General features: G+C 56.9%; 11 protein-coding genes. 4 read left to right on the top strand and 7 right to left on the bottom strand.

All coding sequences use genetic code 11. The features are described from left to right. Window positions 1-96 precede the first annotated feature (96 nt). From Q1A74_RS06155 to Q1A74_RS06170, 4 genes are all read right to left on the bottom strand, one after another. A complete protein-coding gene (locus Q1A74_RS06155; protein WP_299593579.1) occupies window positions 97-519 on the bottom strand; it encodes a thioesterase family protein in 423 nt (140 codons plus the stop codon). Then, window positions 519-1,439, bottom strand: a complete 921-nt coding sequence (locus tag Q1A74_RS06160) for a dienelactone hydrolase family protein (RefSeq protein ID WP_299593582.1) — start codon at window positions 1,437-1,439, stop codon at window positions 519-521. Before Q1A74_RS06160 ends, Q1A74_RS06155 begins: the two co-directional genes overlap by 1 nt. Next, window positions 1,432-3,033: a BCCT family transporter gene (locus Q1A74_RS06165; protein WP_299593585.1), complete on the bottom strand. Its 1,602-nt coding sequence runs from the start codon at window positions 3,031-3,033 to the stop codon at window positions 1,432-1,434. The genes Q1A74_RS06160 and Q1A74_RS06165 overlap by 8 nt, the downstream gene beginning before the upstream one ends. 86 nt (window positions 3,034-3,119) lie before the next feature. Continuing rightward, on the bottom strand, window positions 3,120-5,330 hold the full coding sequence (locus Q1A74_RS06170) for a TonB-dependent receptor (RefSeq protein ID WP_299593588.1): 2,211 nt from the start codon (window positions 5,328-5,330) through the stop codon (window positions 3,120-3,122). 141 nt (window positions 5,331-5,471) lie between these two features. Here Q1A74_RS06170 and Q1A74_RS06175 point away from each other — a divergent pair, with 141 nt between their 5' ends. From Q1A74_RS06175 to Q1A74_RS06185, 3 genes are all read left to right on the top strand, one after another. Further along, complete coding sequence (locus Q1A74_RS06175) at window positions 5,472-6,488, top strand: GlxA family transcriptional regulator (protein ID WP_299593591.1); 1,017 nt, start codon at window positions 5,472-5,474, stop codon at window positions 6,486-6,488. A gap of 149 nt (window positions 6,489-6,637) precedes the next feature. Beyond that, the gene (locus tag Q1A74_RS06180) at window positions 6,638-7,534 is read left to right on the top strand and encodes a 3-keto-5-aminohexanoate cleavage protein (protein WP_299593594.1); all 897 of its coding nucleotides are present in this window, start codon (window positions 6,638-6,640) and stop codon (window positions 7,532-7,534) included. Window positions 7,535-7,543: 9 nt separating this feature from the next. Then, window positions 7,544-8,512, top strand: coding sequence for an L-carnitine dehydrogenase (locus tag Q1A74_RS06185; protein WP_299593597.1), 969 nt, complete (start codon window positions 7,544-7,546; stop codon window positions 8,510-8,512). Between the two features lie 79 nt (window positions 8,513-8,591). Here Q1A74_RS06185 and Q1A74_RS06190 read toward each other — a convergent pair whose 3' ends face one another. The 3 genes from Q1A74_RS06190 to Q1A74_RS06200 all read right to left on the bottom strand — a co-directional run bounded on the left by Q1A74_RS06190 (window position 8,592) and on the right by Q1A74_RS06200 (window position 14,084). Continuing rightward, window positions 8,592-11,774, bottom strand: coding sequence for an efflux RND transporter permease subunit (locus Q1A74_RS06190; protein WP_299593600.1), 3,183 nt, complete (start codon window positions 11,772-11,774; stop codon window positions 8,592-8,594). Window position 11,775: 1 nt separating this feature from the next. Next, on the bottom strand, window positions 11,776-12,726 hold the full coding sequence (locus tag Q1A74_RS06195) for an efflux RND transporter periplasmic adaptor subunit (RefSeq protein WP_299593603.1): 951 nt from the start codon (window positions 12,724-12,726) through the stop codon (window positions 11,776-11,778). 437 nt (window positions 12,727-13,163) lie between these two features. Further along, window positions 13,164-14,084 (bottom strand): 2-dehydro-3-deoxygalactonokinase, encoded by a 921-nt coding sequence (locus tag Q1A74_RS06200; protein ID WP_299593606.1) that lies wholly within the window; start codon window positions 14,082-14,084, stop codon window positions 13,164-13,166. A 397-nt stretch (window positions 14,085-14,481) separates the two neighbouring features. On the opposite strand from Q1A74_RS06200, the gene Q1A74_RS06205 reads away from it, so the two are divergent. Next, a complete protein-coding gene (locus Q1A74_RS06205) occupies window positions 14,482-15,090 on the top strand; it encodes a GntR family transcriptional regulator (RefSeq protein WP_299593609.1) in 609 nt (202 codons plus the stop codon). Window positions 15,091-15,206 lie beyond the last annotated feature (116 nt).

The following is a 15,206-nucleotide window of genomic DNA, read 5'->3' on the forward strand; positions in this document are numbered from 1 at the left end:
AGCGCAAAATCAAAGGAACACAAGGATAGAGAATCACACGAGTGGAGGGAACCGGACAAAACCACCACCCCGGCTTTCCGTCACTGAAGTTTCTCCTCAGTCGCTCGCCACCATGTAATCAACAACCTTATCCCGCATAGCCTGGGGAATACGCGCAGTGCCCCGTTGCTTGAGGTCAAACAACACCGACGTAGCCCGATTGACCGCAGCCACTTCACTACTTTCACTCAACACCAGCGTCTGCAGGTATGTGATGGCGCTATTGCCGATTTTGACCGCTTCGCAGTCCACGTGCACCAGCGCACCTTCGGGCACTTCCGCCTTGTAGTCGATTTCGTGACGAACATCGGCCCAACCGAGGCGACGCTCCCCATCGACGGTGGCTTTATGCCCGAGTATCAGCATGAAGTGCTGCATGGCATCGTCAAACATGCCCACATAATTGCGGGTATTCATGTGGCCCATTTCGTCGCACAGCCAGGTGTGCGCTACACCGGAGAAGGTTCGCACCGCGGCCATTATTTCCCGTCCTTTTTGCGTCCGGCCTGAATCATCTCCAGCATGGTCTGCCAGGCATCTTCGGTTGCCGCTGCATCGTAAACGGATCCCGCATCGATATTGGCCTGATTAGGTTCGGCATGATCAAAAGTGTGGGTGGCGCCGTCATAGATCTCCAGATCGAGCGCACCGGCGTCTTTCGGATGATTGGATTCATAGGCCTGGCACACCTGTTCATCGATATAGCGATCTTCCGTGCCCAGGAACATCACAGCATCTACATCCACCGTCCATGGCTGCATGCAGGTACCGTAAAACATGAAGGCACCCTGCACATGTTGATCAAAATCCACAGACGGCCACTCGGTCAGGCTGATCGGGGCGGATTTCCCGGAGGCCTGGCCCAATGCAGCCCAGATGGAAACGGCACCGTGGGAGAAGCCAGCGAGGTACAGCTGATCTGCATCCACTCGCGGATCTTTTTTCACGTCTTCGACTGTGGCAAAAATATCAGCAGAGCGCTGCCAGGGCGTCATCGCCTGAAAGTTACACGCCTTCTGCCAGTCGATACCGCGACCTTTGTAGCTGTCTACGGCTATCATGCCGACACCAGCTTTATTCAGGCGATCGGCCCAATCCTGCTCATGGCTCTCCGTGGGACCGCTGCAGCCGTGGAAAAACAACACCGTGGGTACGGCGCCACCGCCGTCGGGGAAGAAGCGGTGATCGTGAGGACGGAGATCCTTGCTGATCGCTTCCAGCGTAGTGTCTTTCACCGTGGCCTTGGCGTGCGCGTAGGCTTGCGCAATAAACTGGGCGGCACCGCCCTCCTCCACTACTGCTTCCAGTTCCTGGCGACTTTCATCCGATGCCAGCACATTGCCCGCATTCAACAGGGCCGCGCCGAGCAATACACCCAGCATTGAAAATTTTCTAAACATCTTGAGACTCCTTATTCGAATCATTTTTTTTCGGCTCGAGAATCAGCGTCGGTTCGCGCACACGATCCCCAAAGTCCTGATTTAGCGCACGGGTGAGAGCACGGAAGACGATGAAAAGAACAACCGTCAACGGCAACGCGAGAATAATGGTGAGAGACTTGACCGTCTGCAGGCCGCTGGCAAACAACAGACCCACGGCAATCATCGCCAGCGCAAATGCCCAGGCCAGGCGATTGCGCTTGCCCGGCTCTTCTTCCCCATACAGGTTTCTGGTACTGATACTCGCCAGCACATACGCCGAGGAATCCAGCGTGGTGGCGAGGAACACAAAACTCAATATGGTGAAGGCCCCCAGCAGCAGTTGGCTGAATGGCAGGGTCTTGACGATCTCCACCACGGTTGCAGGAATACCGCTTTCACTGAGCAGGCGAGAGACGTCTAACACACCATCCAACTCAAGGTGCAGTGCATAGCCACCGCAAATACTCAGGAAAGAAATACACCCGAGGCTGCCCCAAAGAATGATGCCTAGCACCGTCTGGCGAATAGTGCGCCCACGGGAAATACGCCCAAAAAACAGCCCCATCAGTGGTGCGTAGGCGATCCACCATGCCCAGTAAAACAGGGTCCAGGCATCCGGGAAGCCACCATCTTTAATCGGGTCCAGCCAGAAGCTGATGCGGGGAAAATGATCCAGCATCAGGCCGATACTATTGGCGGAGAGCGACAGAATAAACACGGTCGGCCCCACAAACAGCACCAGCAATACCAGAGCGATGGCGAGAAATATATTGATATCACTGAGAATACGGATGCCCGCTTTCAAGCCTTTGTAGGCACTGACACCAAAAATCAGGGTCCACACGCCGATCACACCGAGGCGGGTGTACAGGTTTTCCTCAATGCCCAAGGTCGATGTAGTCAACGCTGAAACCAGCGGCACACCGAGACCCAGCGAGGTACCGGCACCCGCGATCAAGCCGAGAATGATCAAGGTATCAATAACAGACCCGATCCAGCCATCGACCCGGCTTCCCAGCACCGGCCGACACACTTCGGAAATCCGCAGCAGCGGGCGATGGCGCACATGCAGGATGTAGGCGACGGCAACAGAAGGCACTGCGTATAGCGCCCAGGGCACAAAGCTCCAGTGGAACAGGGTATACATATGCCCCCACTCGGCGGCGCGTGCGGAGTGCGGTTCGATATTCATCGGCGGAGTCGACAGGTAATAGATGGGCTCGACGAACGACCAGCTCACCAGGCCAATACCGATACCCGCGGAAAACATCATCGCCGCCCAGCTGAGTTCGGAATACTCCGGTGGCTCGTTGGTACGCGAAAGCTTCACCTGGCCGAAACGGCCAAACGCCAGCCACAACGCAAATACAAAAGTGCCAAAACCAAATAGCACAAACAGCCAGCCAAATTGGCTGGTAACCAGCGACATCAGGTGTGCGGCCCAGGCCTCCGCCAGCACAGGGCGGAACACCAGAAAAGCGGCGGCAATCACCGCGAGGGTGAAAGCGGGAATAAAAACCGGGAGATCCAGCCGCGGCCGGTTAGCCGGGGCGGGAGATTGGGATAAATTCACTCTTATCTTCCTGTTCAAAATGAACGGTTCGGAATAAAAAATCGGGGGCAGTGATTTGCATCGCTACCCCCCGAGTGCTGTCGCAATCAGAAAAATTCTCTGGTTACGCTGATACCCCAAGTGGTGGGTTCACCCATGATCGCCAAGCCCATGCCTGACTGGTCAAATGAATGGGCAATGTACTCTTCGTCCGTCAGATTTTTACCCCACAGTGCGACCTTGAGGCCGGCGTAGTTATCCCAGGTCACGTTGGCATTGACCAGGGTGCGGGCGTCGTCAGAAGCCGCATCGTCATTCCCCACACTGTAGTACACCTGACTCTGGTACATGGCATTGGTGTTGAAGTTGATCGCGGAACCGTTGTCCAGCGCCCACTCGTAATTGAGGCTGGTAGAGGCGCTGTGCTCGGGTGTGCGCGCAAGGTGGTTCCCGACAATTTCCGGGCGTGAATCGAAACGTACATATTCAGAATCGGTATAGCCGTAGTTCAGTGCCAGCAGTAATCCTTCGGTCACGAAGGCGGAAGCTTCAAGTTCCACACCACGGATTTCCGCATCCCCGGTGGCAGTCTCCACCTGACCGGTCGCGAGATCGACGGTAAAGCTCTGCAGGTCGGTGTAATCCAGGTAGAACACGGCACCGTTCAGGCGTACGCGCTGATCCAGCAAGCTGGTTTTGAAACCCAGCTCGTAGTTGGTGGCGTTCTCCGGGTCGAAGGCGACCGTTGCACCCTGCTCTGTTGCAGCAATGCCGTTGAATCCACCGGCCTTATAGCCTTCGGAGATGGTCGCGTACACGATGTCCGCATTTTCTGTGGTATAGGTGAGCGTGGCCTTGGGAGTGACTTTCTTCCAACTTTTTTTGGCAGACACCTCGTAGTCTTCCGCAAGAAACCCGAACAGATCACCGCTACCACTGGCAAGGCTGCTGAAGTCTTTGGTGTCATAGGTATAACGGCCACCGAAGGTCGCACTCCAGGCATGAGAAAAGTGGTAGGTTGCCTCACCGAAGACGGCGTAACTGGTGGCCTCGTTGCTGGCATCCCACACTGGGCGTGAGCTCAGGCCCGGAGCCCCCATCAGGTCGTAAACCAGGGAGGAGTCAAAACTCTCCACTCGATTGACCTCTTCCTGAAACAGGTAGAGGCCTGCCGTCCACTCCAGTGCTTCCGCACCGGCTGACTGAATCCGGAACTCCTGGCTGAACTGAGTGGAATCCTCTTCCGCATCGTTGGTCATGGCCGCGCCCGCTGGAGCGAGATAGGTACCCAGCAGATCGTCGTTAAATGCGTATTCCTGTGCGCGGTAAGCGGTAATAGAGACCAGGTCTACCGTTTCAAGGGAGTGGGTCAATTTCGCAGACACTCCGTGCATATCCCGCTCGGCAAAGCCGTCCACAAACAGATCCACCTTGTCCGGACGGTTTTCGGTGGGATGCTCAACACCAAACACCTCTTCATAGCCGACAATACTGCGCGCACCAGAACCAATCAGGTCGTCAGTGGCGTAATCGACGCTCAACAGCAAGTCGGTGCGATCACCCAGTACTATAGCGAGCTTACCGCGGGCAGAGAGGTTGTCCTGATTGGCAAGCTCGTTGCCAGTCGCCACATTCTCAATCCAGCCATCGCGGGTACGGCGGGAAACGGCAATTCGTCCGTTGACGTTGTCACTCAGAGCACCGTTCAGCATGCCGCGAAATTCTTTGAGGTCGTAGTTACCACCAGTCACTTTCGCCTTGGCTTCAAACGCATCGGTTGGATTTTTGGTGATTACGTTAATCGCACCACCGGCCACGTTGCGGCCATACAATGAGCCCTGCGGCCCACGCAGCACTTCCACCCGCTCGATATCGAACATATCGGCGCGATAGCCACCGGCACGGCCCGCGTAAACTTCGTCGATAAACACACCGACGGAGGCGTCATCACCAACCGAACTGGAGTTGGTGCCCACGCCGCGAATGTACGGTTGCGGAGTTACCGGGTTGTAGGAAGACAAAGAAAATCCCGGAGTCATTGCGGAGACATCTTCCACGTCTAGCATATTGCCCCGCTCCATGGCTTCTTCGCCAAATGCGGACACAGCGATAGGGACGCTCTGCAGGTTCTGGGATTTTCTCTGGGCAGTCACGGTGACTTCTTCCAGAGCGAGATTTCCGTTATTGTCCGCGCGGTCAGCTGCCACTTGCTGTGCAGTTGCCGCCTGGCTGATGAAGGCAGCGATACTGGCGGAGAGAATATGGGCGATGGGTTTCAGTTTGGGGTGGGAATTTCTTTTTTGACTATTAGGTCGCATTCAACTTCCAGTAGGTTATTTATAAGAAAAGGCGCATGTGCACTTCAAAAAATGCCGGCCTTCCGGTAAAGCTGGGCTTATCCTACTGTCTAACGTGACATATACTTTTCAAAATGCGATGCTTTCTTTCTCAATTCCGACATGACCGGTAGTTCGCCCGAGTTCGACGCCCTAGATACTTTCCAGCCACCGCGGTTTGGGCAGAGCGACGTGGTGCATATCGGTTTTTTGCTGATTCCGGACTTTTCTTTTTTTGCACTCGCCTGCTGCTCTGAACCGCTGCGCGTGGCCAACCGGCTCGCAGACAAGCAATTATTCCAGTTCACCTTCCTCTCGGAAAATGGGGCACCGGTAAAAGCCTCCAACGGTATCCCTTTCGATGCCCAATACGCGATCGCCGACTGCCCGGACGACTATCAGACCGTGGTGGTGGTATCGGGATTCGACCCACTGCACGGCTGTTCCGACTCCCTGTACTCGGAGCTGAGAAGATTAGCAGCCAACGGCGCCAGTCTCGGCTGTGTGGATACCGGAGCGCATATCCTTGCCCGCGCTGGCCTCTTGCATGGGCAGCGTACAGTGGTCCACTGGGAGGCGAGTAGTGGTTTTCAGGAGAACTACCCCACCATCCAGGTGGTACCAGAACGTTTCATGATCGAAGAAAACCGGGTTTCTGCGGCGGGGGGACTCAGTAGTCTGGACATGATGCTCAATATCATTGGCGCCGCCCACGGCCAGAAGCTGGCCACCGAGGTCGCGGAGCAATTTACTTACACTCATGTTCAAAGCGCTGCCGACGCACAACGCATGAGCCTGCGCGGCCGCCTGGCGACCACCAACAAGCGATTGATCAGTGCAGTGCAGGTGATGGAAAAGAATATTACCCAACCGCTGTCCATCCTACAGGTTGCCGAGTACTGCGAAACCTCCGTGCGAGAGTTGGAGCGCCTGTTCAAAAATGAAGTGGGCACACCGCCGAAGCGCTACTACCGCAAGCTGCGCCTGGACAAGGCCCGGCAGCTTCTACGGCAGACCGAGATGACCGTGCTGGACATCGCCATTTCCTGTGGTTTTCAGTCCGCCGCCTATTTCAGTTCCGCATACCGCAAAGACTTCGGCATCAGCCCCAGTAAGGACCGCGGCGCCTCCCAGGACTGAACGCCTACACAGTCACAGCAGCTACTCCCGCTGTAATTTTACCTTTTGTCGAAATATCAAAACTCGACCGCGGGTTTGCGCGAGAGATTTTTCACCCGCCCACTAGCATTACCGCCGAACTCCCCTCCCCCGATCAGGAGCGAAAGCGAATGCAGATCAACAACAAGGTGATCATCACCTCTGCCCTTACCGGCGCCGGCGCAACGACCCAAAAAAGCCCGCACGTACCGGTAACCCCGAAACAAATCGCCGACGACGCCATCGCCGCCGCCAAAGCCGGCGCTGCGGTTGCACATATTCATGTGCGCGACCCGGAAACCGGTGCGCCCAGCCGTTCCGTTGCACTCTACCGTGAAGTCGTCGAGCGCATCCGCGAATCCGACACTGATGTGGTGATCAATCTCACCGCCGGCATGGGCGGTGACCTGCTACTGGGCCCGGACGAAAACCCGATGGATTTTGCCGACGGCACCGATCTGGTGGGCGGCCTGGAACGGCTCGCACATATCGAAGAACTGCGCCCGGAAATCTGCACCCTGGATTGCGGCTCGCTGAATTTCGGCAACCAGAACCTCGTATACGTTTCCTCGCCGGAAATGCTGCGCCTCGGCGCCGCCAAAGTGCAGGAACTGGGTGTTAAACCCGAACTGGAAATTTTCGACACCGGAAACCTGTGGTTTGCCAACCAGATGATGGCAGAGGGACTGCTCGACCAGCCACCGCTATTCCAACTGTGCATGGGCATTCCCTGGGGCGCTCCACCGGATATCGGCACCCTGAAATCTATGGTGGACAACCTGCCAGAGGGCGCACAGTGGGCCGGCTTTGGAATCGGCCGCCACCAATTCCCCATGGCTACACAGGTCATGCTGATGGGCGGCAACATCCGCGTAGGCCTGGAAGACAACCTTTACCTGAAGCGCGGCGAACTCGCCACCAATGCACAGCTGGTGGAAAAAATCCGCAGCATCATTGAGCTTCTGGGTAGCCGCGTGGCAACGCCAGCGGAAACCCGTGAGCGACTGAACCTTAAAAAACAGGGGTAAGCGAACAATATGTCACACGCAACCGTTATTGGCACCGGCGTTATCGGCGCCGGTTGGGTCGCCCGCCTGCTGGCCCAGGGCCACGATGTAGTGGCCTGGGATCCCGGCACAGACGCCGAGCGCAAGCTGCGCGAGAGCGTCGACACCGCCTGGCCGGCCCTGGAAAAAGTCGGCCTGGTGAAAGGCGCTTGCCGCACCCGTCTGCACTTCGCCGGTTCACTGGCGGAAGCCTGTGAGGGAGCCTATTTCGTTCAGGAAAACGCGCCTGAGCGGGAATCCATGAAAGTGGACCTGCTCGCGGATATCAGCCGCGCGGCGCCCATCGATGCGCTGATAGGTTCTTCCACCTCCGGCTTCAAACCCAGTGTGTTGCAGCAGAAAATGGTCGCACCGGAGCGGTTTGTGGTGAGCCACCCGTTCAACCCGGTGTACCTGTTGCCACTGGTAGAAGTGGTAGGCGGTGAGCAGACCTCCGCAGACACCATCGAGCGCGCGCAAACATTCTTCCGCGAGATCGGTATGCACCCGCTGCATGTGCGCAATGAAATCGACGGGCACCTGTCGGATCGACTGCTGGAAGCGGTCTGGCGAGAGGTCCTGCATCTGGTCAATGACGGCGTTGCCACCACTGGCGAACTGGATCAGGCCATCACTTACGGTCCGGGCCTGCGCTGGGCGTTTATGGGGACCAACCTGACCTATCACCTGGCCGGCGGCGAAACGGGAATGCGCCACATGCTGGAACAATTTGGCCCGGCCCTGAAACTGCCCTGGACCAAACTGGAAGCTCCGGAGCTCAACGACCAGCTGATCGACCGTATGGTGGAAGGCACTCGGGAGCAGGCCGGAGATCGTAGCATCCGCGAACTAGAAGGACTGCGTGACAACTGCCTGGTGCGGATTATGGAAGCGCTGAGTGAGTTCGAAATGGGCGCCGGTGAAGTGCTGGCGGCGCATCGCAAACGCCTGGATGCGTAAAGGCAATTCAGCGCGCTAATGCATACGCGCGCTGATTGCCCGGAGGGTTTACGGTATAACGCCGTAAACCCTGCGAGACTTAAACCGCTTTTACATCCCGCTCTTCTCTACCAGTGCCTCTGCCGGCGTCAAGTAACTCCGCATCCAGTCGACTGCTTTCCACCGAGCGCGGTTTGTGGAATCGGCCCAGACCCAGGTATACCACCGGCGTCAGGTACAACGTAAACAGCGCAGCCAGCCCCAAGCCACCAAACATTACCCAGCCAATCGCAGAGCGAGCTTCTGCACCGGGGCCACTGCTGAGGATCAATGGCAGGCCACCCAGCACCGTGGAGAGCATGGTCATGGCAATGGGGCGCAGGCGCACGCTGGCAGCTTCGGTGACCGCGTCGTAGACACTGTATCCGCGGTCGCGCAGCTGATCAGCAAACTCCACCAGTAGAATGCCATTCTTTGCCATCAACCCAATCAACATCACCAATCCGATCTGGGAAAATATATTGATCGTGGTGCCGGTAAAAAACAGCGCGTAAACCGCAGCAGCCAGGCCAAACGGCACGGTGACCATCACAATTACTGCGCTGCTTACGCCTTCAAACTGCGCACAGAGCACCAGGAAAACCACCAGCGCCGCAATGGCGTAGGTCATGGCCACTTCCCGCGAGCTTTCTTCCAGGGAATTCGCTTCGCCGAGAAACGCGATGCCGATATCGTCCGGTAGGATTTCGTCGGCCAGCTGTTCTATATCCGCCACTGCACTGGCCAATGGGTAGCCCGGTTCCAGTCCCGCATCAATTTCAATAGCGCGGCGCTGGCCCTGGCGGTCCAACTCCGCAGCAACACTCTCTTCTCTCAGGCGTACCATACTGGACAGAGGCAGGAGATCTCCCCGTTCACTTTTCACATAGAGATTTACCAGATCTTCCGGTGAGGAAACAGTAGTGTTCGAGGTTTCCAGCATGATGGGCACCGCCTGATCTCCGACATTCAGGTCTACCACATCGAGGCCATCCACCACCGTGCGCAACGTAGTGGCAATATTACCCAGCGGCACGCCAAGGTCTGCCGCTCGGCGGCGGTCGATCTCAATAGACAACTGCGGCTGGGTAGGACGATAGCTGATTTCCGGTCGACCGAGATGTGGCAGACGATCTTCCATGGCCCGAGCCATGTCACGCGCCGCCTGATAAATATACGGGTAGTCGTTGCCCAATAGCGCCACTTCAATACCGCCCCCACCGCCGCGAATGGACAAGCTATTGGGGCTGCCAACGCGAATGCGCGCACCGGGAATTTGCTCCAGTGGCCCCTGGATTTCTCTTATCACATCCTGCTGGGAAATGGTGCGCTGATCCCAGTCCGCCAGCGGCAAGGTGACCTGCGCGCGGTTCGGATCCCACTTTCCGATCTGCGTCATGATCCCAGTGGCATCACCCCGCTGCACCAGAGGCCGGACCACATCCTCGATGTGCTCCGCCTGACGGGCGATATAGTTCTGTCCAACGCCGTCGGGGCCAGTGGCACTGATATAGAGAATGCCGCGGTCTTCCGGCGGCAACAGCTCTTTGCCGAGCATCGTGTACAGACCGCCAGCACCCACTGCCAGCAACATCGCCACGGCAAAACTCGCCCAGCCCTGACGCAGGCACACCGCCAGGCTACGCTGATACACTCCCGCAATCCGGGCACCGAACCCGGCCACACGTTGGTAAAACCTATTGCTACTCTGCTCTTTCTCATTGCGGGTAACCCGAGCGGTCAGCATAGGCACCAGTGTCAGAGCCACAATCGAGGACAAAGCAACTGCTGTTGCCAGCACCATGCCGAATTCTCGGAACATACGCCCGGCAGTGCTCGGTAACAACGCTATGGGGATAAACACACTGATCAATACCGCGGTGGTCGCCAGTACGGCAAAAATGACCTGGCGAGTGCCGAGTACCGCGGCTGCACGCGCGCCCATTCCCATGCCGCGCAGACGCTGGATATTTTCAAGCACCACAATCGCATCATCCACCACCAGGCCAGTAGCCAGCACGATGGCGAGCAGAGTCAGGATGTTGATGGAAAAACCCATCATCCAGATACCTGCCAGAGTGCCGATCAGGGCGATCGGAATGGCGGTACTGGGCACCAGGGTGGTGCGAATATTGCCGAAAAACAGCCAGATGGCCGCAATCACAATCAGCACCGTGTAAAACAGGCTGGTGACTACTTCTTTCACTGAGCCTTTAATAAACACCGCGCGATCTTCGGTGACCGTGACCGAAAGATTGTCGAAGCGTTTATTCAGTGAGGCTACCTTGCGGTGCACCGCATCACTGATCTCGATGGTATTACTCTGGGCCTGACGCACTACACCGAGCCCGATCACCGGACGATCGTTGAGATACACCAGCGACTGCACATCTTCCGGGCCGAAAGACACATGCGCCACATCACCGATGCGAATATCCCCGCGAATGGTGGTGTCACGCACCTGCTGCTCAGTCACAGTGGATGCGTCTGTGCGCACCAGAAGCTGTTGGTCTTCGGAGTTGAAACTGCCGGAAGGCACGTCCAGTGGCGCATCCTCGAGAATGCTCGCCACATCACTCACCGACAGGCCAAAGCTGGTCAGCCTCAGCGGATCCAGCACCACGCGCAATACCCGTTGGCGCTGCCCGCTGATCGGCACATCCGCCACACCCTGGATGGAAATCAGTTCGGGAACAATATCTTTTTCGATGATATAGGTGAGCGCTTCGTCCCGCAGAGAGTCGCTGGTAACTGCCAGCTGCAGCACCGGCTCCGGCTGGTCTGCCGCCTTGATAACGGTCAGTTGCTCCACATCCGGGGGCAGGTTTCGCTCCGCCTGGCTGACTGCCTCGCGCACGTCTGCGGCGGCAGTATCCAGGTCCACATTGGAGTTGAATTCGATATGAATCCGGAAACTGTTTTCCTCGCTGGAAGATTCAATCTGGCGGATTCCGGAAACCCGTGCCACCGCTCCTTCCACAATGCTCGTTACTTCCGAGTCCATGGTTTCCGGCGAGGCACCCGGCAAGGTGCCGCGCACAGACACAATAGGAACATCCACATCCGGAAGCTCGCGGACTTCCACCGCACTAAAAGCGGCGATACCCGCAATGGCAATTAACAGATTGAGCACAAGCACCAGAACGGGCCTGCGGATGGCCAGAGAGGCCAGGTCGTTCTGATGTTGAGACGTTGCTGCGTTTTTTTGATCGACGCTCTGATCCAGGTCCTGATCGCGCTTCATGTTATAGCCCCGCGATATTGGTGACACTCAACCCTTCGCGCATGCGCTGGGTGCCCTCGGTCACTACCTGCATACCTTCTGGCAGGTCCGACTCCACCAGAATGGCACCCTGTACCCGCTGCACAATGGTGGCAGAGATCCGCGTAACAGAGCCACCTTCATTCACTCCCCACACGAAGGCGCCATCATTACCCCACTGCAAGGCCACTTCCGGAATCAGCGGATAGCGCCCCGCCTCCAGATCCAGGGACACGCGAAAACTCATACCCGGGCGCAGTAGATCCGGTTCGTTTTCTACCAGCGCCCGGGCAGCGAAAGTACGTGTCTCAGGATTGATACGGCTGTCGATCTCTACCAGCTGGCCAGTATGATCCGGGCTGCCGCTGGACCAGGTGGAAACCGCTATAGGCTGCCCCTGACCGATCTGGCCCAGGAATAGCTCCGGTACCTGAAAGGTAACCAGCAGTTTGCTGCGATCATCGATGGTGGTGATTGCCGTCGTGGTATCCACACGAGCACCGGAGTCGATGGTACTGATTCCGAGATAGCCGTCGAAAGGCGCTTGAATAGTGCGGTAGTCCAGCGCCACCTGGGCGCGATCGAGATTGAGACGGGCGCGTTCTACGGCGCTGCGCGCATCGTCCAGAACGCTTTCGGTCACCGTGCCAGAACCACGGGTACGTTCGTAGCGGTTTAGCAGGCGCCGGGCATCTTCCAATTCAACTTTGGCAATCTTTACCGCGAGCCGCTGATCGCGGTCATCCAGGCGCACTATAGTCTGGCCCGCCTCGACCTTCTCACCCGCGGAAAAAGGCACTTCCACCACTTCGCCGCTCACTTCCGGGTGAACCGTCACACTCTTGAGTGCCCGAGAAGTTCCCACCGCTTCGATACGCACCTTACGCGGCTGCCACTGGACCACTTCCGTTACCACCGGTTGCGCCGCTGGCAATGCGTTTCCGGGGGCCTCAGGAGCCTCAGAGCTACAACCGACAAGACCTCCGGTAAACACAAATATGAAAACGGCACCCAGCGAGCAAATCGTATTGCGGCCGGAAATTGGTCTGACAGACATAGGAACAGCACCCACTGATTATTAATCGTCATTGCGAGAATCTATGCCGCTTATTAAAGGATTTTATACGGCAACGGCCCTTGGACAGGCGTCTCAAGACTACAGGTACTTGATTGCGGTTTCCATACGTGGCATGACCAATAGAGCTACGCATTCAGGAGCCTGTCAATCGGGGGTAATTGGCCCGATCGCAGCCACCACGGGCCTGCTATTGGGCTCGGACGCAGCCATCACGTTCGCGTCCAAATGTCATGTGGCGTTACACAATGACCGGGCGCTCAGTAAAGAAGTGTTAACTTGCGGTTTAGGATGCACTAGCACATCAGACCTGATGCTTTTGCAATCGCCCACAGGCCGTGTGCCGAATAGGTGCTGCCAGGGTAGTGCCGGAATCGCAGACCAAAATGTTCCAATGCTTTCCCGTAGGGGCCAACCAGATGATCACCACATACTAGGTGGACGGTAGCACCCGAAGGCAGTTCGCTCGCCATTGCAGCCACTTCGCTGCCTACGAGTAGCCCAGATAGATAAGAGGCACTGGCCGATGGAGACTGAACACCCAGCACCGAGCGGCTGCGTGCACTGAACAGTTGATGGATCAATCCGCTGGACGCGGCGGCGGCTTGCAATCCCGCGAAAAACGCCGGCTCGGATACACGCTGCTCGCCCTGGACCAACACGCTGTGGTCGCTCAGTAACGCAAACAACTCGCCGGTAAACGCGGTGCTGAAATCGCATATAGCACCGTTTTGTATGTGCACCCATTTACTGTGGGTACCCGGCAGGCAAAGTGTGCTTTTTTCTTTTTCCTCATCGCTGGCCTGTGTCAGCCAGCCAATCACCTGGGTTTCCTCCCCACGCATGACGTCTGCACCACCACTTGCAGCACCACTGTCGACTACCAGCTTCACACCGGGCACACAGTAGGCTGTGATTCGCGTACCCGGCATGGCGCTCAACGACTGGGCGAGGCCACCGATGGAAACCGGGCAATCGGTATAGGGCGCCTCTTGCCAGCCAATGGTCGACCCCACCATTCCACAAAGAATCACCGGGGTCCCCGCAGGAGCATCGAGCTTCTCAACTTGTGAGACCAGGTGCTCCTCCATAACCGGCCGGCTCAGATTTTTAATTCCATCCCCGGTGGCTATTTCACGAATAATTTCTCCGTTTGAGCCCAGGTGCATTAACCGAAAACTACTGGTTCCCCAGTCACAGGCCAGAATTTCATTCATTGAGAGAACCTTGCCCTTGCATATCTATTTGTCATTGGTTGATTGTTGACCAACAGGCGATAATAGGCCTGTTTCCGGTCTGGTCAGGCGCTGTCGTGCTGCCAAGCGCTTGAAATACCTGAAATTAAACCACTTAAATTGTTGATTGTTAACATTTAAGATGGGATTTCTCTGGTAGTCTGCGGTACTATCTGCAAATCGATTACTGATTGTAAATTTGCTACAAGTCCATTTTCGAACCCTCGGGTAGCCCGATGTCTGACACTGCCGCCCATCCACTGGCAGAGCAGAGCAGAAGTTCTGGCTGGAGCCTGAACCGAATGGCAACATGGGTAACCTTCACGGCCGGTCGGCGCGAGCCTACCGCCCCAAGATAAACTGGTCAGCAGAAACGAACATGCGTGAAGCCACAAAGATTATTCCCGTTCGCCAGCAGATCGCGGACCAATTGCGCTCCGATATCATTTCTGGAGAACTCGCCCCTACCACAAAGCTGAATGAACAACAGCTCGCCGATCGATTTGGTGTATCCCGTGGGCCGGTGCGCGATGTGCTGTTACAGCTCACCAAAGAAGGGCTGCTGGTCGCCAAGAACAACTGCGGTGTATCGGTCAACAGCGTGCTGGACCCGTCCATGCAGGAGCTGATGATCGACATCCGCCGCCGCATCGAGGTCTTTGCCATTTCCCAGTTGAAGGGCAAGCTGACCGAGATGGACTTTGCCGAACTGGAAGATATTCTGGACCGCCTGCAGGACGCGTTTGACGCGCAGGAGTTCAACGAGGTCACCAAGGCAGACATCGATTTCCATATGTACCTGGTGCGCGCCGCGGGTGGCGATGAGCTGATCAACCTCTGGTACCCCATCGTGCTGCGCATGCGTATGAACTACAAGCGCATCTCCAAGCCGAAAGACTGCGTGGACGAGCACCGCGCGATCCTGGAGGCGCTGAAGGCCAACAAGATCAATGTGGCCACCACCGCACTGCGCGCGAACATCAAGTGACCTGCTCATCGGTTTCTGAAGCCCGGCCAAGCGCCGGGCTTTTTTGTGCCTGCTTTTCCCAACTGAAGATCTACAGGCAAAAAAAAGCGGGGACAAAAGTCCCCGCAAAGGTGTTC

Source organism: uncultured Microbulbifer sp. (assembly GCF_947504145.1).
Classification (GTDB): domain Bacteria; phylum Pseudomonadota; class Gammaproteobacteria; order Pseudomonadales; family Cellvibrionaceae; genus Microbulbifer.

Excerpts from the sequence above, each read along its gene's own strand:
- Q1A74_RS06155 (WP_299593579.1), bottom strand. The coding sequence starts at position 519 with ATGGCCGCGGTGCGAACCTTCTCCGGTGTAGCGCACACCTGGCTGTGC.
- Q1A74_RS06160 (WP_299593582.1), bottom strand. The coding sequence starts at position 1,439 with ATGTTTAGAAAATTTTCAATGCTGGGTGTATTGCTCGGCGCGGCCCTG.
- Q1A74_RS06170 (WP_299593588.1), bottom strand. The coding sequence starts at position 5,330 with ATGCGACCTAATAGTCAAAAAAGAAATTCCCACCCCAAACTGAAACCC.
- Q1A74_RS06175 (WP_299593591.1), top strand. The coding sequence starts at position 5,472 with ATGACCGGTAGTTCGCCCGAGTTCGACGCCCTAGATACTTTCCAGCCA.
- Q1A74_RS06180 (WP_299593594.1), top strand. The coding sequence starts at position 6,638 with ATGCAGATCAACAACAAGGTGATCATCACCTCTGCCCTTACCGGCGCC.
- Q1A74_RS06185 (WP_299593597.1), top strand. The coding sequence starts at position 7,544 with ATGTCACACGCAACCGTTATTGGCACCGGCGTTATCGGCGCCGGTTGG.
- Q1A74_RS06190 (WP_299593600.1), bottom strand. The coding sequence starts at position 11,774 with ATGAAGCGCGATCAGGACCTGGATCAGAGCGTCGATCAAAAAAACGCA.
- Q1A74_RS06200 (WP_299593606.1), bottom strand. The coding sequence starts at position 14,084 with ATGAATGAAATTCTGGCCTGTGACTGGGGAACCAGTAGTTTTCGGTTA.
- Q1A74_RS06205 (WP_299593609.1), top strand. The coding sequence starts at position 14,482 with ATGCGTGAAGCCACAAAGATTATTCCCGTTCGCCAGCAGATCGCGGAC.